Below are 19,378 nucleotides of genomic sequence, written 5' to 3'. Positions count from 1 at the left end.
GTTTCTCAAGAAAAATCGTTAGAAAACAGTTGGATATGGAATATCATCAGCCGTTATTGTATAATAAAAAAGGCTGCGCTGGCAGAGCAAGTCGCTGAAACTGGCCGCCTATCCCCGTCCTACTCATAGACGCACCCATCCAGCCCCTCGCGCGCCATCGTGTCGACCGCGCGGGCGATCCGGTCGCCATGGCGGCGCAGCCAGCCTTGGGGGTTCTTGACCTCGCGCTTCTTGGGGCTGGGCAGGGCGACTGCCATGCGCGCCGCTTCGCTATTGCTCAGCCGGTCGGCACCGTGACCGAAATAGCGCAGCGATCCCGCCTGCGCGCCGTAGGTGCCGATCCCTGTTTCCGCGACGTTTAGGTACACCTCCATGATCCGCCGCTTGGTCCACAGGTTCTCGATCAGCACGGTGAACCAAGCCTCCAGCCCCTTTCGGAAGAAACCGCCGCCCTGCCACAGGAACACGTTCTTGGCGGTCTGCTGGCTGATCGTGGAGCCGCCGCGCTGGCGCTTGCCCGCCATGTTCTCGCGCATTGCGGCCTCGATCGCGGCATAGTCGAACCCTGCGTGCGTGCAGAAATTCTGGTCCTCCGCCGCGATCACCGCGCGCACCAGGCTGCGGTCGATATTGTCCAGGCTTCGCCAGTCCTTGGTATAGCCGTTCTCGTCCATCAGCATGGTTGCGGTGAAGGGCGGCGGCACAAAGCGCCACAGTACGGTGAGAAACAGGCTGAGCCCGATGAACGTCGCGACGATCGCGGTAAGAATCTGGAGGAGTCGAAACACCTCCGGGTATTTAGGGGGCTGGTCGCGACCCGACAATCACCGGTTTTGCTGTCGTCCGTCGTAATCCGCGCGGGCCTGTTCGATCCTGGCGATGTTCTTCTCCGCCCACGTCCATACGCCGCAGAAGGCCTCCGCCAGTTCGTGGCCCAGATCGGTCAGCGCATATTCGACGCGCGGCGGAACTTCGGGGTAGGCGGTGCGCAAGACGAGCCCCTCGCGCTCCATCTGGCGCAGTGTCTGGGTGAGCATCTTCTGGCTGATTCCGGGAAGCGTCCGGCCGAGCGCGCTGAACCGAGTCGCGCCCGCTTCTTCGAGCGCTTCGATGATCAGCAATGTCCACTTGTCCGCCACGCGGCCGATGGTTTCATCGACAAGCGCGTCCACTTTCGGATCGGGATGATAGCTCGTGACCGTCGCGTTCGCCAATTCTCACTCCTGGGTGCGTACCGCACCAAAAGGTGCCTACTTTCCACAAGAGAGTAGGGGCGTACATCGCGCATATCCAGACGCAAAAGTGGAGAATGCGACATGAAGACAAGCGGCAACACCATCCTCATCACTGGCGGCGGCAGCGGGATCGGGCGCGAGCTTGCCCGGCAGTGGCACGATCGCGGCAATACCGTGATCGTGGCAGGCCGCACGCCCGCCACGCTCGAGGAAACGGCGAGCGGGTACGAGAATATCCACACCATGACGCTCGACGTGGGCGACGCGCAGGACATCGCGCGGTTCGCCGCCGACGTGATCGAGCAGCACCCCCATCTCAACGTACTGGTCAACAATGCCGGGATCATGCGGTTCGAGGAGATCGGCGAGAAGAGTGATCTCTCCGATGCCGAAGCCACGGTTGCGATCAACCTGCTCGGCCCCATCCGGCTGACCGACGCGCTGGTCGAGCATCTCAAGGCGCAGCCGAACGCGGCGATCATCAACGTGACCTCAGGCCTCGCCTTCGTGCCGATGCCCCGCACCGCGACCTACAGCGCCACCAAGGCCGCGCTGCACAGCTACACTATCTCGCTGCGCGCCAAGCTCGAAGGACGGGTCGAGGTGATCGAGATCGCGCCGCCCGCAGTGCAGACCGAGCTGACGCCGGGCCAGTCGACGCGCGAGGGCTACATGCCGCTCGATGCCTTCATCGCAGAGACGATGGAAGGGTTCGCGACCGAGGATGTGCCGGACGAGGTCCTCACGAAGACCGTGCTTTTTCTGCGCAACGCGGAAGCGGACGGTCATTTCGACAAGGCGCTGGAGATGACCAAGCAGTTCTGAGCCTCGCCGAACGGAGGTGCGTATCCTGCCGGGTGCGCCCCTCCGTTCGGCCGGTTATCGCGAGGGGCCTACTTCCGAACCGAGGGCGGCATCCTAAATCGCGCACATCCACACTGAAGCGGAGAACGGGATTATGAAGACCAGCGGCAACACCATCCTCATGACCGGCGGCGGCAGCGGCATCGGGCGCGAGCTGGCGCAGCGATGGCACAACCTTGGCAACACGGTGATCGTCGCCGGGCGCACGCTCGAATCGCTGGAGGAGACCGCGAAGGGCTTCGAGAACATCCACACGATGACGCTCGACGTGGCGAAGCCGGGCGAAGTTGAGCGTTTCGCGAAGCAAATCACCGATCGCTTCCCCGCGTTGAACGTCCTGTTCAACAATGCCGGGATCATGAAGTACGAGGATATTACTGCCGCTCGGGATCTCTCGGACGCGGAGGGGGAAGTGATGATCAACCTGCTCGGTCCCATTCGGCTGACCGATGCGCTGATCGACCATCTCAAGACGCGTGCGGACGCCGTGATCGTCAACGTCACTTCCGGCCTCGGTTTCGTGCCGCAGCCCCGGGCGGCGACCTACAGCGCCACCAAGGCCGCGCTGCACAGCTATACCCTGTCACTGCGCCAGCAGCTCAAAGGCCAGGTCGAGGTGATCGAGCTGGTGCCGCCCGGCGTGCAGACCGAACTGACCCCGGGCCAGTCTGAGCGCGAAGGCTACATGCCACTCGACGACTATATCGAAGAGGTGATGACGCTGTTCCAGCAGCGGCCGACGCCGGAGGAAGTGTGCGTCGAGTTTGTCCGCCCGTTCCGCAACGCGGAGACAAACGGCAAGGTGGGCGAGTTCATGGAGATGCTCGTCAACCGCTGAAACGAAAAACGCCGCCCTGCACGATGGCGGGGCGGCGTTTTTCCTTATCTTGCAGCGATCTTCGCGTTACGCCGCAACCGGCAAGAGCTTCTCGCCAGCGATGCGCTGCATCGCCTTTTGCAACTTCTCGAACGCGCGCACCTCGATCTGGCGGATCCGCTCGCGCGAAACGTCGTAGACCTTGCTCAGCTCTTCGAGCGTCTGCGGGTCTTCGGTGAGGCGGCGTTCGGTCAGAATGTGCTGTTCGCGCTCGTTGAGGGCATCCATCGCTTCTAGCAGCATTTCGTGGCGCACGTGCTTTTCCTGCGCGTCGGCGGTCGTCTCGTCCTGCAACGGGCGATCGTCCGTCAGCCAGTCCTGCCACTGGCTGGCGTTTTCCTCTTCACCGCGCATCGAGACGTTGAGCGAACTGTCGCCGCCCATCATCATGCGGCGGTTCATGTTGACAACTTCCTGCTCCGGAACGCCCAGATCGGTGGCGATCTTGGTCACGTCATCGGGATGCAGGTCGGAATCCTCGTAGGCTTCAAGCTGCTTCTTCATCCGGCGCAGGTTGAAGAACAGCTTCTTCTGCGCGGCAGTGGTCCCCATCTTCACCAGGCTCCACGAACGCAGGATATATTCCTGGATGCTCGCCTTGATCCACCACATCGCATAGGTCGCGAGGCGGAAGCCGCGATCGGGCTCGAACTTCTTGACGCCCTGCATCAGGCCGACGTTTCCTTCGGAAATCAGATCGGACACGGGCAGGCCGTAGCCGCGATAGCCCATCGCGATCTTGGCCACGAGCCGCAGGTGGCTCGACACGAGCTGTGCCGCTGCCTCCGGGTCTTCATGTTCTTCGTAGCGTTTGGCGAGCATGTATTCCTGCTCAGCCGTCAGCACGGGATATTTCTTGATCTCGGCCAGATAGCGGTTGAGGCTCTGCTCACCACCAAGGGCCGGTATGGCTACTGCCTTGCTTTTACTCACTTCGTCCCTAACCTTTCTGTGTCAGCCCCAATCCCGACTTCGGGCCCGAACCCCTGCTGGGCATTCGGGAGGCGAGGCCACACTTTGCTTTATAGGCCGCTTCCCGGATTTTTTCGAGGTATGTTCATCGATTTCAACGAGCGATTTCGTCGATCAGTTCCGTCATGTCCCATGGCAGGTCGGCCTGAAAATCGAGCGGTTCGCCGGTCGCGGGATGGATGAAGCCCAGGCTGGCGGCGTGGAGCGCCTGCCGCCGGAAGCCCAGTTTCTCGAGAATCGGCCGCAAGGCCTTGGGATCGCGTCCATATTGTGGGTCCCCCAATAGCGGATGACCTATTGACGCACAGTGAACGCGCACTTGGTGCGTACGGCCCGTTTCGAGCCGACATTCAAGTTTGGTTGCCACCCCCCAAGATTCGATTGTCCGGTAATGGGTGATCGCGTGCTTGCCCCGCGACGCATCGGCAGGGAGCACAGCCATCTTCTTGCGATCCCGGTCGGATCGGCCCAGCCGCGCGTCGATCGTCCCGTTGGCAGGCCGCGGCTGGCCCGCGCAGATCGCGATGTAGCGGCGCGAGATCGAATGATCGGCGAACTGGCGGGCAAGCCCTTCGTGCGCGGCATCGGTCTTGGCGACCACCAGCAGGCCCGAGGTGTCCTTGTCGATCCGATGGACGATGCCGGGGCGCTCGACCCCGTTGATCCCCGAAAGCTGGCCCCGGCAGTGGTGCAGCAGCGCGTTGACCAGCGTGCCGTCGCGGTTGCCCGCCGCCGGGTGGACGACCATGCCCGCAGGCTTGTCGACGACGATCAGGTGCGCGTCTTCGAAGACCACGGTCAGCGGGATGTCCTGAGCCTCGGCCTCCAGCGGGGTGGGGGCGGGCAGGACGATCGAGAAGGGTGTGCCAGCCTCTACCTTGGCGGAGGGAGAGGTTGCCTGAGCGCCGCCCACCACAACCGCGCCCTGTGCGATCAGCCCCTTGATCCGCTCTCGCGAGAGGTCGGTGGCGTCTGCCAGCGCCTTGTCGAGGCGTGCGGAGGTGGGGATTGTGCCTTCGAGAACCTGCGATTTCTTTGGCGTGGGCAAGGAAGGCCGCTGGCGATCTGTGCCCTCTCCGCGTCCGACAGGCATCGAGTCAGCGGTTTTTGAAACAGGTTTTTCCCCTGCCTGTCCTGAGCTTGTCGAAGGACCGCCCTTCTGCTTGGAGAGCGCCGAGCTTGTATTCCAATCACCCCGGATGAGGGCGAGCTTCTTCGCTCGCGACCAGCCCTTGATCCGAGCCTCGGCCTCCTTCGCCTCGTCCCGGGTTCCGAATTCCTGCGACCAGGCCAGTTCGACGGGCAGGCGTTCGGCAGTGAAGGCCGCGCCCTTGCCAGCCTGGTGTTGCGCGATGCGAAACTCCAGATCATCGGTCTGACCGGTGTAGAATGCGCCGCCGCGGCAATGTAGCATGTAGGCCCAGAATGGCATGGGCGGCGGTTAAGTGAAGTGCGGCCCTTCGACAAGCTCAGGGCAGGCGGATGGGATTGGAGCAAACGATAAGCGGTTCAATTTGCGATGGAGCGCTCAACGCCATCCTCTCCCACGCCGCCGAGGCTCACCCCCGCGAATGCTGCGGGCTGCTGCTCGGCGACCAAGGCCAGATCACGCATGCGCAACCCACGCCCAACGTCCACCCCGATCCCAAACGCCAGTTCGAGATCGATCCCGCCGCGCTGATCGCGGCATACAAGGCGGAGCGTGCGGGCGGGCCGTGCATCGTCGGTTTCTACCACTCGCACCCCAACGGGCGCGCCGAACCTTCGCCGACCGACCGCGAGCGGGCCGCGCACGACGGCAAAGTCTGGGCGATCGTCGCGAATGGGGAGGTCCGCCTCTTCCGCGATGGGCCGGAACGATTCGAGGCGCTTTCCTACGCGCTCGACCCGCGCTAGGCAGGCGGCGATGCTGCATTTCCCGATCTTGACCGACACCGCAGGAAGGCCCGCCCTCAGCGCGGGTGAACATTTGGCCCCTGGACACTGTGTCAGGTGTGTCAGGGCTTCGCGCCGGGAGGGCTGCGAATGAGCGAGACCGATCCGCTTCTGCTGGCGAGCCAGCTATGTTCGCGGCTGTGTCACGACATGCTCAGCCCCGTGGGCGCGCTCTCCAACGGGCTCGAACTGCTGGTGGACGAGAAGGACCCGCAGATGCGCCAGCGCTGCTTCGAGCTGCTGGAACAGAGTGCGCGCACCAGCGCGGCCAAGCTGAAATTCTTCCGCCTCGCCTATGGTGCGGGCGGCGGCTTCGGCGAACAGGTATCGGTCGAGGAGCCCAAGGCGGTGATCGAGACCCTGGCCGCCGATGCAAAGCGCGTTGCGCTGCGCTGGCAGATCGAGGCCCCGACGCTGACCAAGACCGGCGTCAAGGTAATGCTCAACCTCGCGCATATCGGGCTCGACGCGCTGGTGCGCGGCGGCACGCTCGATATCGGCGCAGAGGAGCGCGACGATGCGACCGAGATCGTGGTCCGCGCGACCGGGGCCAAGATCGGTTTCGATCCGCAGATCGGGCATGCGCTGGCTGGGAAGCTCGATCCTGCCGAGCTCACGGGGCGAACGGCGCCTGCGCACCTGCTCTCGCTGATCGCCGCGCGTTCGGGCGGGGTGATCCAGACCCACGCCGATCAGGGCACGCTGCTGCTCGGCGCAACGCTGCCGCACACCGAATGAGTGTGGCAGGCGAGGGGGCCCGGGACATGGGCGAACTGATCCATCACGAGCGGCTTTCGCCCAACTACGACGAGCGCAACGCCGCCGTCTCCATGGTGGTGATCCATTATACCGAGATGCAAAGCGCCGCCGCAGCGCTGGAGCGGATGACCGACCCCGAGGCCAAGGTTTCCGCGCATTACCTGATCAGCGAGGCGGGCGAGGTGACCCGGCTGGTGCCCGAGGAGAAGCGCGCGTGGCACGCGGGTGTTTCCTACTGGCGCGGCGAGACCGACGTGAACGCCGTGAGCGTGGGCATCGAGCTCGACCATCCCGGCCATGCCTACGGCTACCGCAAGTTCTCCGACGCGCAGATCGGCGCGCTGGTGCCCCTCCTGCACGCGATCGTGCAGCGGCACGACGTGCCGCGCGCCAACGTGGTTGGCCATTCGGACGTCGCGCCGCAGCGCAAGATCGATCCGGGCGAACTGTTCCCCTGGGCCCGTCTGGCGGAGCTGGGCCTGTGCCTGCCGCGGCCTACGAAGCTGGAGCTGGGCGATCCGTTCGACAATGACGGGGCGTTCTACCTCGCGCTGGAGCGGTTCGGTTACGACGTCAGCAACGGGCACAAGGTGGTCGAGGCGTTCCAGCGGCGCTGGCGGCCCGAGCAGATCGATGGCGAAATCGACGGGGAGATCCGGGCGATCCTGTTCCAGTTGCTGCTCGACCGCGACCGGGGGCTTGCGAGGTAGTCTATCTATTCGCGATTTGAGCGCTATATCGGCCGCGCCAGGAGGCCGGGCAGCCGCGTTGCTTTATGCACCGAGGAAAGTCCGGGCTCCACGAAGCAAGGGTGGCGGGTAACGCCCGCCCGGGGCAACCCGAGGGAAAGTGCCACAGAGAGTATACCGCCGATGGCCTGTCAAAGGGCACAGGCACGGGTGAAAGGGTGCGGTAAGAGCGCACCGGGGGCCTGGTAACAGGTCCCGTCATGGCAAACCCCACCCGGAGCAAGGCCGAATAGGGATCCCGCGCCAGAAATGGCAGGAACGCTTCGTTCCGAGGAGGTCCGGGTTGGCTGCTGGAACCGTCTGGCAACAGGCGGTCTAGATGAATGGCTGCCCCCTGCCTTTCTGGGCAGGGACAGAACCCGGCTTACAGGCCTCCTGGCACCCCTGTTTGCAGCTATTCTCGGCCCACGCTGGTGTAGTGGAAGCCCGCCTCGCGCATGTCGTCGGGCTTGTAGATGTTGCGCAGGTCGACCAGCACGGGTGCCTTGGCCAGCTGCTTGACCCGGTCGAGGTCGAGCGCGCGGAACACGTCCCACTCGGTCACGATGACGACCGCATCTGCGCCTTCGATGGCGGCATAGGGATCGTCCTTCATCTCGACCTCGGGCATAAGCGGCGCGGCGATTTCCATGCCTTCCGGGTCGTAGGCGGCGATTGCGACGCCCGCGTCGGCCAGCGTCTGCGCCACCGCGATGGCGGGCGAATCGCGCATGTCGTCGGTATTGGGCTTGAAGGTCAGGCCCAGCATCGCGACCCGCTTGCCCCGCGCCGCGTCGTGGCCGCCCAGCGCATCGACGACCTTGCGGCCCATCGCGCGCTTGCGGCTGTCGTTGACCTTGACCACCGCCTCCACGATCCGGGTCGGGCTGTCGTAGTCCTCCGCCGTCTTGAGCAGCGCGAGCGTGTCCTTGGGGAAGCACGACCCGCCATAGCCCGGCCCGGCGTGGAGGAACTTGGAGCCGATTCGGTTGTCCATCCCTATCCCGCGGGCGACGTCCTGCACGTTTGCGCCGACCTTTTCGCACAGGTCGGCGATCTCGTTGATGAAGGTGATCTTGGTCGCGAGGAAGGCGTTGGCGGCGTACTTGATCAGTTCGCTGGTGCGCCGGCCCACGAACAGGATCGGCGATTCGTTGAGGAACAGCGGGCGATAGACTTCGCGCATCACATCGCGCCCGAAATCGTTCTCCGCCCCGATCACGATCCGGTCGGGCCGCTTGAAATCGCCGATTGCCGCGCCTTCACGCAGAAATTCAGGGTTAGAGACGACCGTGACCTGAAGGCCGCGTTCCTTCACGGCAGGGCTTTCGGCCAAGATGCGCTCGACCTCGTCCCCGGTGCCCACGGGCACGGTCGACTTGGTCACGACGACCGCATCATTGACCAGTGATTCGCCGATCTCCTTGGCGACGGCATGGACGAAGGACAGGTCCGCATGGCCATCCCCCCGGCGGCTGGGCGTGCCCACCGCGATGAAGATCGCGCCGGCACCCGCAATGCCGTCCGCGAGGTCGGTCGTGAAAGAAAGGCGGCCCGCACGCGCGTTGTTCTCGACCAGTTCGGCGAGGCCCGGCTCGTAAATCGGCATGATGCCGTCGCGCAGCCGTTCGATCTTGGAATCGTCCTTGTCGATGCAGACCACCTCGTGGCCGAAATCGGCAAAGCATGCCCCGGAAACGAGGCCGACATAGCCCGACCCGACCATCGCGATTTTCATGCGCAGTTACCTTTCAAGAATTGCCACGGCGTCAAGACGCGTCGACCCACGTCTCGATGCCGATCGTGCCGTCTTTTTCGACTGCCTGGATGTAGCGGCGCGTCTCGCCCTCCAGCACCAGCGCCGTCAACCGGCCATAGCGGAACGCACCCGTATCGATACCGATGCGGTGCGGACGCTGTTCGACGTTTTCGAAGATCGTGTGGCCGTGGACGATGATTTTTTCGAACGGCGCATCGTGCCCGAGGAATCGCTCGCGAATCCATAACAGGTCCTTGCGCGCCTGATCGTCGATCGTGCGCGAGGGATCGATGCCCGCATGGACGAAGGCATAGTCGCCCGCGATGATGATCTCTTCGAAACTCGCGAGGAAATCGCGGTCTTCCGCCGGCACCAGACTGTGCAGCCGGTCCTGCAATTCGTCGAGCTTGAGCTTGTTGTACTCCGATTTCTTGATCGGATAGCTCAGGATGGTCTCGCGTCCGCCATGCTTGAGGAAATGCCGCAGGACGCCGATCTCGCTGAAGCTTTCGAGGAACATTTCCTCGTGATTGCCCGCGAGATAGCGGACCTTGCGCTGCTGTCCCCACTCGCGCGCGCGGGCGATCACCTGCGCGCTGCCCGGACCCCGGTCGACCAGATCGCCCAGCAGGACCACGGTACTGTCGGCGGGTTGAGCTTGTGCGTCGTCGTTCTCGATGGCCGCGATCAGCGCGTCGAACAGCGCATCGCAGCCATGAATGTCGCCGATCGCATAATAGCGCGTCCCTGGCGGGGTCGAAGGCCGCGGACCGGCGGGCGCTTTGCGGAAAAGTTTGCGAAGAGGCTGGAGCATGCGGCGGGGAGGGCTGTCCGGATTTCCATCGGCGCGCGGGCACTATGCTCGCTGGGCTCGGGAGCCGCCAGATAGGGGCTAGCGGCGGCGACCGCAAGCCGCTGGCGGCTCAGGGAGTTGCCGATCGCGCTTCCTCGTGCAGTGGCGCCTCCTCCGGGTGCCGCGTGGTCAGGCGCAGAACGACGTAGCCGAGAATGGCGGACAGGATCGAGCCGCCCAAAATGCCGATCTTGGCTTCCTCGATATAGATTCGCTGGCCGGCGAAGGCGAGTTCGCTGATGAACAGCGACATCGTGAAGCCAATCCCGGTCAGCACCGAAACGCCCCAGATTTCCGTCCAGCTCGCATTTTCCGGCTTAGGTGCGATTCGCAGCTTCGAGGCGACCGCGATGATCGTGAAGATGCCGAGCTGCTTGCCGAGGAACAGGCCGCAGGCGATCGCCAGCGGCAGCGGTGCAAACACCTGCTTCAGTCCCATGTCGGCAAAGCTGACCCCGGCATTGGCGAAGCCGAAGATCGGCACCACGAGATAGGCGCTCCACGGGGCGAGACTGTGTTCGGCCCGTTCGAGCATGGTGTGCCCGCTGTCGCCGCGCATGGGGATTGTCAGCGCGGCGAGGACCCCGGCAATGGTCGCGTGCACGCCGGAAAACAGCACAGCGAACCACAGGGCGACCGCGACCAGCACGAAGGGCCAGAACTGCTTCACGCCAAAGCGGTTCATGCCCACCAAGACGCCGAAGATGACGAACGAGATGGCGAGCCACATCACGTCGAGATGGGCGGTGTAGAACACCGCAATCACCAGCACCGCGCCGATATCGTCGACGATCGCGACGGTCAGCAGGAACAGACGGAGCGATGCCGGCACCCGGCTGCCGAGCAGGCCGAGCACGCCCATTGCAAAAGCGATGTCGGTCGCGGCAGGAATGGCCCAGCCGCGGGTCAGATCGCCTTGGCCGCCCGCAATTGTGACGAAAATTGCGGCAGGCACAGCCATGCCGGTAATGGCGGCCATGACGGGGAGGCGTCGCTTCTCGGCATTCGACAGTTCACCGCAGATGACCTCGCGTTTGACCTCGAGCCCGACGACGAAGAAGAACACGACCATCAGGCCGTCGTTGATCCACAGGTGCAAGGTATTGAGGTAGAACGTGTCCTTCGGCCACAAGTAGCCGTTGAACAGCGTCTCGTATTCCGCCGAGAGCGGGGAATTGGCCACGATCAGCGCGGCAGCCGCCACCAGGATCAGGAGGACACCGGCAGAGGCGTCGCTGACGAAAAGCGCCCGCACAGGAGCGATGGCGCGGCGGATGGGTCGGCGGATCGGTTCGAGCATGCGCTCCCTCTTTCTCAATCTTTCGCGCGTTGCAAGGCCCGGTTGGCTCGGATAGATTGAGCGACAGGGGCCATGGGGGGCAACGGGGCATGGATGCGGCGGTATTCACGCCAGTCGATTGGCTGGTGGTTATCCATCACGAACTGCTGCTCTTCGCGAGCCTTTTCTTCCTTGTCGGAACGCTCGACGAGCTGGCGATCGATTTTCTCTATGCGCTCGGCCGCATCCGTGGGCGCATCCGCACCCCGCGGATCGCGCGCGAGGAGGTGGAGGGACGGGCGCTGAGCGGCCCGGTTGCGGTCATCATACCTGCCTGGCGGGAAGACGACGTGATCGGAGCCACGCTGCGACACATGCTGCGTGCCTGGCCTCAGGCGCAGCTGCGGGTTTACGTCGGTTGCTATGCCAATGATCCGGAAACCATCGCTGCCGCGAGTTCGGCGGTGCGCGGTGATGGAAGGGCGCGGATCGTCGTCAACGAGGTGGCGGGCCCCACCACCAAGGCGGACTGCATGAACCGCCTCTATCGCGCGATAGAGGAGGACGAGCGGCGCGAGCGTGTTTCTTACCGCATGGTTCTGATGCACGATGCGGAAGACATGGTCGATCCGGCCGCACTTCCATTGTTCGACGCAGGACTGGCCACAGCGGATCTCATGCAGATCCCGGTCCTGCCGGTGCCGCAGGCGGAGTCGCGCTGGGTTGCGGGCCATTATCTCGACGAATTTGCAGAGGCGCATGCCAAGGCGATGGTCGTCAGGGACTGGCTGGGCGTCGGCTTCCCCTCGGCAGGCGTAGGCTGTGCTATCGCGCGCGCCCGGCTGGCAATGCTCGATATCGTTGCGCAGGGACAGGGCCCCTTCGACCGGGAGAGCCTGACCGAGGATTACGAACTGGGCCTCAGGGTCGCCGAACAGGGCGGGAGGACATCCTTCCTGCGGGTGCGGGGAGAGGAAGGCCATCTTGTGGCGACGCGTGCGTTCTTCCCGCAAAAGCTGGACACTGCGGTGCGCCAGAAGACCCGGTGGGTGTGCGGGATTGCCCTGCAGGGGTGGGACCGGCTGGGCTGGACGGGCAACCTTGTCGACGGATGGATGCGGATGCGCGACCGGCGCGGGCCGCTCTCTGCGCTGGTGCTGTTTTCCGCCTATCTGCTTCTTGTGCTGAGCGGCGTGCTGGCAGTCGCCCACGTCGCACGGGGGCCGGTCCTTACGCCGCTCACCGAAGCGCTGCTGTTCGTCAACGCGGCGAGCCTGGTGTGGCGAGCTGTGTGGCGCGGCGCGTTTACCGCGCGCGAATACGGGCCGGGAGAGGGCGTGCGCGCGGTGCTGCGCATTCCGCTGAGCAACATCATCGCGATCGTGGCGGGGCGTCGCGCCGTGGTGCAGTATCTCGCCAGCCTTCGGGGAGCGATCCTGGCGTGGGACAAGACCGAGCATTCCGGCCATCCCTCTATCACCCGGCAGGAGCTAGCATGAGCGCGCGCGGGGTAGCGGGCAGGCCGCTGGTGGCGGTGATCGCGCTCCTGTCCGCGTGGGTCGCGATCCGTGCGAGTGTGTGGGAGCCGCCGTTCCCCATGCCATCGGCGCGAGAGCTGCTTGCCGAGGGGCGCGCGAACCACGCGCTGCCACCTGCTAGCTTTGCTGCCGCCGGATCGGGGGCTGCCGTCCGCCGGATTGTTCCGCATAATCGCCGCGTCCACCGTGCTCACGAGGTCACGCCGGCAGCCCGAGCACTGGACCCCATCTCTGCAGGTGGCCTGGTGCTCATGCGGCCCGCGGTGGTGGGGCAGCTTTCGCGTTCGCAGCGATCGGCCAGCCACCAGCTGCTCTACGCCGCAGCTTTCGCCTCCTTGCCGGGCTATGGGGCTCTGACAGGATCGGGAGCCATATCGCCCGGCCGCGCACGGCGTATCGGGTCTGCCGACTGGCAGCGACCGCAAGCTCTGCTGTCCGCCCCCGGCATTGTCGCAATGCAACCGGGCGGTGCTGCGCGGCGCGCAAGGCCTCCGGTCCGCTGGTCGGCCGATGCGTGGCTGCTCATACGCGAAGACGGTGGGAGCGCTCGGCTGACGAGCGTCAATCCGGCGAGCTATGGGGGCGATCAGCTCGGCGCCGTCATGCGCTATTCGCTCGCCCCCGCAATCCCCGCTCGGGCCGAGCGCCTATGCCCGCGCGAGCAAGGCGCTCGTCCGCAATGGCGAGACCGAAGGCGCTGCCGGCCTCAGCGTGAGCCTTGCGCGTGCCTTCCCGCTGCGGGCGCATGGAGAAGTCCGTGTGACCCACCGGCCGGGCGGTACGGAAGTACGCCCGGCGGCGTTCGTGGTCACCGGCCTGCCGCGGCGCGAGGTTGTCCCAGGGGTGGAAGCCGACGGCTATCTGCAGGCAGGCTATGTCGGCGGCGATTTCGAGACGGGGTTCGTCGATGGCAAGGCCACCCTCGAAGCGCCGGTCCTGAAATCCGCGAGCGGCCGGGTAACGGTTGGCGGCGGTGCCTGGGGCGGGGCGCAGCGCGATGCTTCACGGCTCGATATCGGGCCGACGGCAGGGGTCAGGCTCTCCACCGGCAGGGCAAACCTGCGGGCCTCGGTCGACTACCGCTTCCGGGTCGCGGGCGACGCGGTTCCGGGCGATGGTGTGGCCCTGACGCTCGCTGCATCTTTCTGACGCGCTTTTCTCGCGTCTAGTGCTTTATTAGCGGTTGCGAGCGTATTACGGCTCGGCGCGCTCATGGATGTCTATCTCCCCATCGCAAACCTCTCGGTCAACGGGCTGGTTATCGTCGCGCTCGGCGCGCTGACCGGCATTCTGTCGGGCCTGTTCGGCGTGGGGGGCGGGTTCCTGACCACGCCGCTGCTGATCTTCTACGGCATTCCGCCCACGGTCGCCGCCGCATCGGCCGCTACCCAGGTGACCGGGGCGAGCGTATCAGGCGTGCTCGCGCAGAACCGGCGCGGCGGCGTCGACTACCGGATGGGCGGGGTGCTGGTGGTCGGCGGGATACTCGGCGCGCTGATCGGGGCGGGGCTGTTCAGCTTCTTCCAGGCGATCGGACAGATCGATGTGGTCATCAACATCCTCTATGTCTTCATGCTCGGCTCGATCGGCGCGCTGATGATGAAGGAGGCGCTCGCTGCGCTCAATATCCGCAAATCCAAGAGCCAGCAGCGCGCGGCCAAGCGGCGCCACCACCCGCTGGTCGCCGCGTTGCCCTATCGCTGGCGCTTCTATGCCTCGGGCCTCTACATCTCTCCGCTCGCACCGCTGATCCTCGGGACCGGCGTCGGCATCCTGACCATGCTGATGGGGGTGGGCGGCGGCTTCATGCTGGTGCCTGCGATGCTCTATATCCTCGGGATGAGCGGTAAGGTCGTGGTCGGCACATCGCTGTTCAACATCCTGTTCGTGACGATGGTGAGCACCATGACCCACGCCCTGACGACCAAGGCGGTGGACCTGGTGCTCGCCGCGCTGCTGCTCGTCGGATCGGTGCTGGGCGCGCAGTTCGGAACGCGCATCGCACTGAAGCTGAAGCCCGACTGGCTGCGCCTCGCCCTCGCGACTGTGGTGCTGCTGGTGGCGTTGCGGATGCTCTTCGGCCTCAGCATCCAGCCCGACGAAGTGTACTCGGTGGTCAATCTGTGAGCTTGCGGCGGATCGCCCTGGCCCTGCTGTGCCTGCTGGCCCTGTCGGCGCAGACCGATGGCGATCGCGACCCCGTGTTGGTGCCCGAGGTTTCGCAGAAGGAAGTGCAGGTTCGTCAGGGGTTTACCGGAACCGAGCTGCTGTTGTTCGGTGCGGTGATCGATCCGACGGAGCGAGGCGACGATTTCGACATCATCGTGATTCTCAAAGGCCCGGCCCAGCCGATCCGCCTACGCGAGAAGCGCCAGATCGGCGGCATCTGGATGAATGCGGAGAGCACGTCTTTCCGTTCGGCCCCGTCCTACTTCGCGGTCGCATCGAGCCGCCCGATCGACCAGATCGTCGACGATCGCACTGCGGCGATCTTCGAATTCGGCACCGAGTTCATCCAGCTGAGCCCCTCGGGCTCGATCGATCTTGAGGAGCAGGCTCGGATGCGTGCCGGGCTGGTCGACTTGCGCGAGCGGCAGGGGTTGTACCGCACGATCGAGGATGGCGTCACGGTGCGCGAAGGGGTGCTCTATCAGGCCCGGATCGGCCTGCCGTCCAACGTCCAGACCGGGGCCTATACCGCCGAAACCTTCGCCGTCCGCGACGGACGCGTGGTCGCCTCGGCGGTGGCGGAAGTTGCGGTCCGCAAGGTGGGGTTCGAGCGGTTCGTGGAAGTCTTCGCGGATCGCCAGCCACTGTTCTACGGCCTTGTCGCGATCCTCCTGTCGCTCAGCATGGGGTGGCTGGCCGGGCGTCTGTTCAACCGCTGACCGCGGATCATCGCCAGTCGAGCCCGCGCGATATTGACGCCAATTTAACCGTCTCTGCCTAGGCCGGTGCCGGCTTCGAAGCGAACGACGCCAAGGTGAAGGGGCATGATTTCGCGCATGACTGACAGCGGTACTCAAGAATTCAGGCGGGCGGAGCGTCGCAGCGATGCACCCGATGCTTATCCGGCTCGGCACTCCACGACCGGCCATCAGGAAAGCCCGATAGGCGTGGTGCTCGACGTGACCGGGGCGGGCGCGATCCTCGCGCTGGATTGCGAGCGGCTGGACGAGTGCAGCGGCGACGAGGATCCCGCGATCGTGCTCGCCGGGCAGGTCGGCAGCCAGGTGAAGCTGCGGGCGGGCAACAGCTGGCTGCTCGGCAGCGTGCGCAACCAGCGGCGCGACCGTCGCGGCACTGGCGGGATCATCGCCGAGATCGACTTTCTGGGCGAGGGCACCGAGGAAAAGCTGACGGGCCGCATCCGCGGCTTCCGTCGCGGCATTACCCGCTATCCCGTACCCGGTGCGATGGTCTTCGCCGCCAGCACCAACGATCTGCATCATGTCTACGCGGGCGATGGCCGCGCGTTTATCGAGGTCGGCACGGTCTTCCCTACCCGCGACATCCGCGCGGGCCTCTATATCGATACGCTGCTGGGCAAGCATTTCGCGCTGCTCGGTTCGACCGGCACCGGCAAGTCGACCAGCACCGCGCTGATCCTGCACCGCATCTGCGAGGCCGCGCCGCAGGGGCACATCATCATGATCGACCCCCACGGCGAATATGGCAGCGCGTTCGAGACCAACGGTGCGATCCTCGATGTAAGCAACCTCAAGATGCCCTACTGGCTGATGAACTTCGAGGAACACTGCGAAATCATCCTGACCAGCCAAGGCAGCAACCGGCAGGTCGATGCCGACATCCTGGCAAAGTGCCTGCTCGAGGCGCGGAGCAAGAACCGCCTTGCCGAGAGTATCGGCAAGGTCACGGTCGATTCCCCGGTGCCCTATCTTCTGTCCGACCTGTCGGCCGCGCTTTCGCGCGAGATGGGCGATCTCGACAAGGCGACCGGCATTGCGCCCTACATGCGGATCAAGTCCAAGCTCGACGAGCTGAAGACCGATCCGCGTTACCAGTTCATGTTCTCCGGCATGCTGGTGGGCGATACGATGGCGGAGTTCCTTTCACGCGTCCTGCGCCTGCCGACCGATGGCAAGCCGATCTCCATCATCGATGTCTCCGGCGTGCCGTCGGACATTACCAGCACCGTCGTCGCGGTGCTCAGCCGGCTGGTGTTCGACTACGCCAGCTGGGCGCGCGAGGAACGCTCGCGCCCGATCCTGCTGGTGTGCGAAGAGGCGCACCGGTACGTCCCGAACGAGAAGAACTTCGACGAATCCTCGGTCGGCAGGGTGCTCAGCCGGATCGCCAAGGAAGGTCGCAAGTATGGCGTTGCGCTGGGTCTGGTGACGCAGCGTCCTTCCGACCTCGCCGAAGGCGTGCTCTCGCAATGCGGCACGATCATCTCGATGCGGCTCAACAACGAGCGCGACCAGGCCTTCGTCAAGGCCGCCATGCCCGAAGGCGCGCGCGGCTTCCTCGATTCGATCCCCGCGCTGCGCAACCGCGAATGCATCATCTGCGGCGAGGGGACCTCGGTGCCGATGCGCGTGACCTTCGACACGCTGGCGGAGGCCAAGCGGCCGGCATCCGAAGATCCCAGCTTCAGCGCGCTATGGTGCGAGACCGGCGGCGAGGAAGAGGCGATCGAGCGGATCGTGCACCGCTGGCGCACGCACGCCTGATCGCGCAAGCCAAGAGGGCAGAATGGCCCGCGCCCGGCACTTGAGGGACCAGCAGGCTACGTCCCCCGCGTATCGCCGAACAGGTGGATGTGGAGCCGGTCGGACAGCCTGAAACCATGTTCGAGGCAGAGCGGCACCAGCCAGTCCTGCCGTGCGCGCAGCGTGGCGGAATCGGTGCCCTCCGCCATGACGAACACGCGTCCGCGGGGCAGGGCGTTGGCGCGCACGACCTCGCGCACCTCGCCGACATCGGCAGGCTCGGCCACCACGAACTTGAAGAAGGCGCGCGGGTCGCTGGCATAGGTCCGCAGCACTTGGGGCACGATCGCCAGTTCGCGCGCATTGCCCGAATGGGAAAGCTTGGGGCTGATATTGAACTGGTCGATCCAGACCTCGAGCTTGGGCGGCGGGAAGGCGGTGCCGTTGGTCTCTATCTCGACCGTGATGTCGGGCAGCAGCGCAAGCAGCTGAGCAAGCGCGGGCGCCTGCAGCATCGGCTCCCCGCCGGTCACTACCAGCCGCCGCTGGCCGAGCGCCTCAATCCGCGCGGCGACGTCCTCCACATCAAGCGTCACCTGGTTCGCCTTGCGCTCGAACGTCTCGCCGGAGCGGTGCGGACGGTCGTCGCCGGTAAAGTGCCAGGTATAGGCGGTGTCGCACCACACGCAGGCAAGGTTGCAGCGCGACAGGCGCACGAAGGCGGTCGGCTCGCCCGCGCTCGGCCCTTCGCCCTGCACGGAGGCGAACAGTTCGGGTCCGCCGGTATCGTCGGTGGCGAGGACGAGGTTCAAGCGCACGCCTCCCTGACACACCTGACACAGTGTTCAGGAGGAGAAAAACCTCTCGCCCCGGCGGGGGGCGAAACGCGGATATTCAAGGTGGTGCCAAGGGCGGTCATCGGCTGGTCTTGGCAGAAATCGGCCGGGTAGGAAATTGGCTGCTCACGATGCGTACAGGGACGCTGTCCGAACGCACGGTCAGTTCCACCGGGCGGGGTCCAGCGCCAGAAGCCTCGCCAACTGCTCGTAGAGCGACGGCATCTGGTCGCGCATCGCGCGCGGACGTTCGAAGAAGGTGACGATGGCTTCGGCGAAGAACTCCTGATGGCTGGTCGCCCCGTAGGGGTCGATCAGCGTGGATTGCCCATTCTCGACCCGCCGAACCTGGTCCTGAAACGCATCGAGCATGGCCTTTTCCCAGCCCGCATAGGCCTGCCCCTTGCGCAGGATCGGGATGCCGTTGGTGTGGCCTGAGAGCCCGTCGAGCTGGTGCGCGAATTCATGGATCACGACATTGTGCCCATCCTCGGCATCGAGGCCGCCCTGCAGCGCGTGGTCCCATGCCAGGATCACAGGCCCCCGTGCCCAGCTTTCGCCGAGCGTCGCGTGCTGGTTTTCGTAAACCACGCCGTCGCCGTGCGTATCGCGATTGGTGAGGAAGGCCGACGGGTAGAGCAGCACGTTCCTGAGCGTTTCGTACCAGACCGGGCTGTTGACCACCAAAAGGCAGGCCTGCGCTGCGATGGAGAGCTTCATCTCCTCGTTAACTTCAACGCCGTTCTCGCCGCGAAAGGTGATTTGGTCGAGGAAGAGGTTCATCTTCCCCTCCAGCGCGGACCGCACGTCTGGCGGCAACCGACGCACCAGCGGCACCAGCCTCTCGACCACCGCACGCTGCTCGGCCGTAAGCGAGGACGCCAGCACCTTCTCGCGTTTCCGCTGTTTCGCGTGCCGACGGTAAAGCACGAACGCGGCAAGAAGCAGCGGAGTGCCGAGAATGATCCAGAGCGCCATCGTGCAGAAGTAGGATCGCGGTTGCGGCTTTGGTAGGAGGTGCGACTTGGCTAGGGGGTGGCGTAGGCTCACCTCGGTTGGACGAGCGCCTG

At 65.0% G+C, this 19,378-nt stretch carries 19 protein-coding genes, 1 other RNA gene and 1 pseudogene; 11 read left to right on the top strand and 10 right to left on the bottom strand.

Annotated elements, in window-relative coordinates; all coding sequences use genetic code 11:
* Positions 1 to 119: 119 nt before the first annotated feature.
* Together mtgA and ACYQ0L_RS04385 are read right to left on the bottom strand one after the other, a co-directional pair.
* Entirely contained in the window at positions 120 to 788 is a 669-nt protein-coding gene (gene mtgA / locus ACYQ0L_RS04390; protein ID WP_459787700.1) for a monofunctional biosynthetic peptidoglycan transglycosylase, read from the bottom strand.
* A gap of 36 nt (positions 789 to 824) precedes the next feature.
* A complete protein-coding gene (locus ACYQ0L_RS04385) occupies positions 825 to 1,214 on the bottom strand; it encodes a winged helix-turn-helix transcriptional regulator (RefSeq protein ID WP_459787699.1) in 390 nt (129 codons plus the stop codon).
* 102 nt (positions 1,215 to 1,316) lie between these two features.
* On the opposite strand from ACYQ0L_RS04385, the gene ACYQ0L_RS04380 reads away from it, so the two are divergent.
* Together ACYQ0L_RS04380 and ACYQ0L_RS04375 are read left to right on the top strand one after the other, a co-directional pair.
* Positions 1,317 to 2,060, top strand: coding sequence for an SDR family oxidoreductase (locus tag ACYQ0L_RS04380; RefSeq protein WP_459787698.1), 744 nt, complete (start codon positions 1,317 to 1,319; stop codon positions 2,058 to 2,060).
* A gap of 133 nt (positions 2,061 to 2,193) precedes the next feature.
* Positions 2,194 to 2,937 carry an SDR family oxidoreductase gene (locus tag ACYQ0L_RS04375; RefSeq protein ID WP_459787697.1) on the top strand — a complete coding sequence of 248 codons (744 nt, stop codon included), beginning with the start codon at positions 2,194 to 2,196 and terminating at the stop codon, positions 2,935 to 2,937.
* Positions 2,938 to 3,003: 66 nt separating this feature from the next.
* Here the strand turns inward: ACYQ0L_RS04375 and rpoH are convergent, their stop codons facing one another.
* The 3 genes and pseudogenes from rpoH to ACYQ0L_RS04360 form a co-directional block, all read right to left on the bottom strand.
* On the bottom strand, positions 3,004 to 3,909 hold the full coding sequence (rpoH, locus tag ACYQ0L_RS04370) for an RNA polymerase sigma factor RpoH (RefSeq protein ID WP_459787696.1): 906 nt from the start codon (positions 3,907 to 3,909) through the stop codon (positions 3,004 to 3,006).
* A gap of 133 nt (positions 3,910 to 4,042) precedes the next feature.
* Positions 4,043 to 4,996, bottom strand: coding sequence for an RluA family pseudouridine synthase (locus ACYQ0L_RS04365; protein ID WP_459788038.1), 954 nt, complete (start codon positions 4,994 to 4,996; stop codon positions 4,043 to 4,045).
* A gap of 222 nt (positions 4,997 to 5,218) precedes the next feature.
* Positions 5,219 to 5,362, bottom strand: a pseudogene (locus ACYQ0L_RS04360) (GIY-YIG nuclease family protein); the annotation flags it as partial.
* Positions 5,363 to 5,436: 74 nt separating this feature from the next.
* Here ACYQ0L_RS04360 and ACYQ0L_RS04355 point away from each other — a divergent pair.
* The 4 genes from ACYQ0L_RS04355 to rnpB all read left to right on the top strand — a co-directional run bounded on the left by ACYQ0L_RS04355 (position 5,437) and on the right by rnpB (position 7,774).
* A complete protein-coding gene (locus ACYQ0L_RS04355) occupies positions 5,437 to 5,844 on the top strand; it encodes a M67 family metallopeptidase (protein WP_459787695.1) in 408 nt (135 codons plus the stop codon).
* A 129-nt stretch (positions 5,845 to 5,973) separates the two neighbouring features.
* Entirely contained in the window at positions 5,974 to 6,621 is a 648-nt protein-coding gene (locus ACYQ0L_RS04350) for a histidine phosphotransferase family protein (RefSeq protein ID WP_459787694.1), read from the top strand.
* A gap of 26 nt (positions 6,622 to 6,647) precedes the next feature.
* A complete protein-coding gene (locus ACYQ0L_RS04345; protein WP_459787693.1) occupies positions 6,648 to 7,352 on the top strand; it encodes an N-acetylmuramoyl-L-alanine amidase in 705 nt (234 codons plus the stop codon).
* Between the two features lie 37 nt (positions 7,353 to 7,389).
* Positions 7,390 to 7,774: RNase P RNA component class A (rnpB, locus tag ACYQ0L_RS04340), an RNA gene on the top strand.
* A gap of 11 nt (positions 7,775 to 7,785) precedes the next feature.
* Here rnpB and ACYQ0L_RS04335 read toward each other — a convergent pair.
* The 3 genes from ACYQ0L_RS04335 to nhaA all read right to left on the bottom strand — a co-directional run bounded on the left by ACYQ0L_RS04335 (position 7,786) and on the right by nhaA (position 11,282).
* Positions 7,786 to 9,108 (bottom strand): UDP-glucose dehydrogenase family protein, encoded by a 1,323-nt coding sequence (locus ACYQ0L_RS04335; RefSeq protein WP_459787692.1) that lies wholly within the window; start codon positions 9,106 to 9,108, stop codon positions 7,786 to 7,788.
* 31 nt (positions 9,109 to 9,139) lie between these two features.
* Entirely contained in the window at positions 9,140 to 9,943 is an 804-nt protein-coding gene (locus tag ACYQ0L_RS04330; RefSeq protein WP_459787690.1) for a metallophosphoesterase family protein, read from the bottom strand.
* A gap of 109 nt (positions 9,944 to 10,052) precedes the next feature.
* The gene (gene nhaA / locus ACYQ0L_RS04325) at positions 10,053 to 11,282 is read right to left on the bottom strand and encodes a Na+/H+ antiporter NhaA (protein ID WP_459787689.1); all 1,230 of its coding nucleotides are present in this window, start codon (positions 11,280 to 11,282) and stop codon (positions 10,053 to 10,055) included.
* An 89-nt stretch (positions 11,283 to 11,371) separates the two neighbouring features.
* Between nhaA and ACYQ0L_RS04320 the strand changes: the two genes are divergently transcribed.
* The 5 genes from ACYQ0L_RS04320 (at position 11,372) to ACYQ0L_RS04300 (ending at position 17,493) form a co-directional block, all read left to right on the top strand.
* Positions 11,372 to 12,760, top strand: coding sequence for a glycosyl transferase family protein (locus tag ACYQ0L_RS04320; RefSeq protein WP_459787688.1), 1,389 nt, complete (start codon positions 11,372 to 11,374; stop codon positions 12,758 to 12,760).
* Positions 12,761 to 13,375: 615 nt separating this feature from the next.
* Positions 13,376 to 13,948 (top strand): hypothetical protein, encoded by a 573-nt coding sequence (locus tag ACYQ0L_RS04315; protein WP_459787687.1) that lies wholly within the window; start codon positions 13,376 to 13,378, stop codon positions 13,946 to 13,948.
* A gap of 63 nt (positions 13,949 to 14,011) precedes the next feature.
* A complete protein-coding gene (locus ACYQ0L_RS04310) occupies positions 14,012 to 14,926 on the top strand; it encodes a sulfite exporter TauE/SafE family protein (protein WP_459787685.1) in 915 nt (304 codons plus the stop codon).
* Positions 14,927 to 14,928: 2 nt separating this feature from the next.
* The gene (locus ACYQ0L_RS04305; RefSeq protein WP_459787684.1) at positions 14,929 to 15,687 is read left to right on the top strand and encodes a TIGR02186 family protein; all 759 of its coding nucleotides are present in this window, start codon (positions 14,929 to 14,931) and stop codon (positions 15,685 to 15,687) included.
* Positions 15,688 to 15,804: 117 nt separating this feature from the next.
* Complete coding sequence (locus ACYQ0L_RS04300; RefSeq protein WP_459787683.1) at positions 15,805 to 17,493, top strand: ATP-binding protein; 1,689 nt, start codon at positions 15,805 to 15,807, stop codon at positions 17,491 to 17,493.
* A gap of 56 nt (positions 17,494 to 17,549) precedes the next feature.
* Here the strand turns inward: ACYQ0L_RS04300 and ACYQ0L_RS04295 are convergent, their stop codons facing one another.
* A complete protein-coding gene (locus tag ACYQ0L_RS04295; RefSeq protein ID WP_459787682.1) occupies positions 17,550 to 18,284 on the bottom strand; it encodes a 7-carboxy-7-deazaguanine synthase QueE in 735 nt (244 codons plus the stop codon).
* 186 nt (positions 18,285 to 18,470) lie between these two features.
* The gene (locus tag ACYQ0L_RS04290) at positions 18,471 to 19,286 is read right to left on the bottom strand and encodes a M90 family metallopeptidase (RefSeq protein WP_459787681.1); all 816 of its coding nucleotides are present in this window, start codon (positions 19,284 to 19,286) and stop codon (positions 18,471 to 18,473) included.
* Positions 19,287 to 19,378 lie beyond the last annotated feature (92 nt).

It is taken from the genome of Alteriqipengyuania triglochinis, assembly GCF_054655655.1.
The sequence above is the reverse complement of the archived record's forward strand: the minus strand, read 5'-3'. Positions and strand labels throughout refer to the sequence as shown.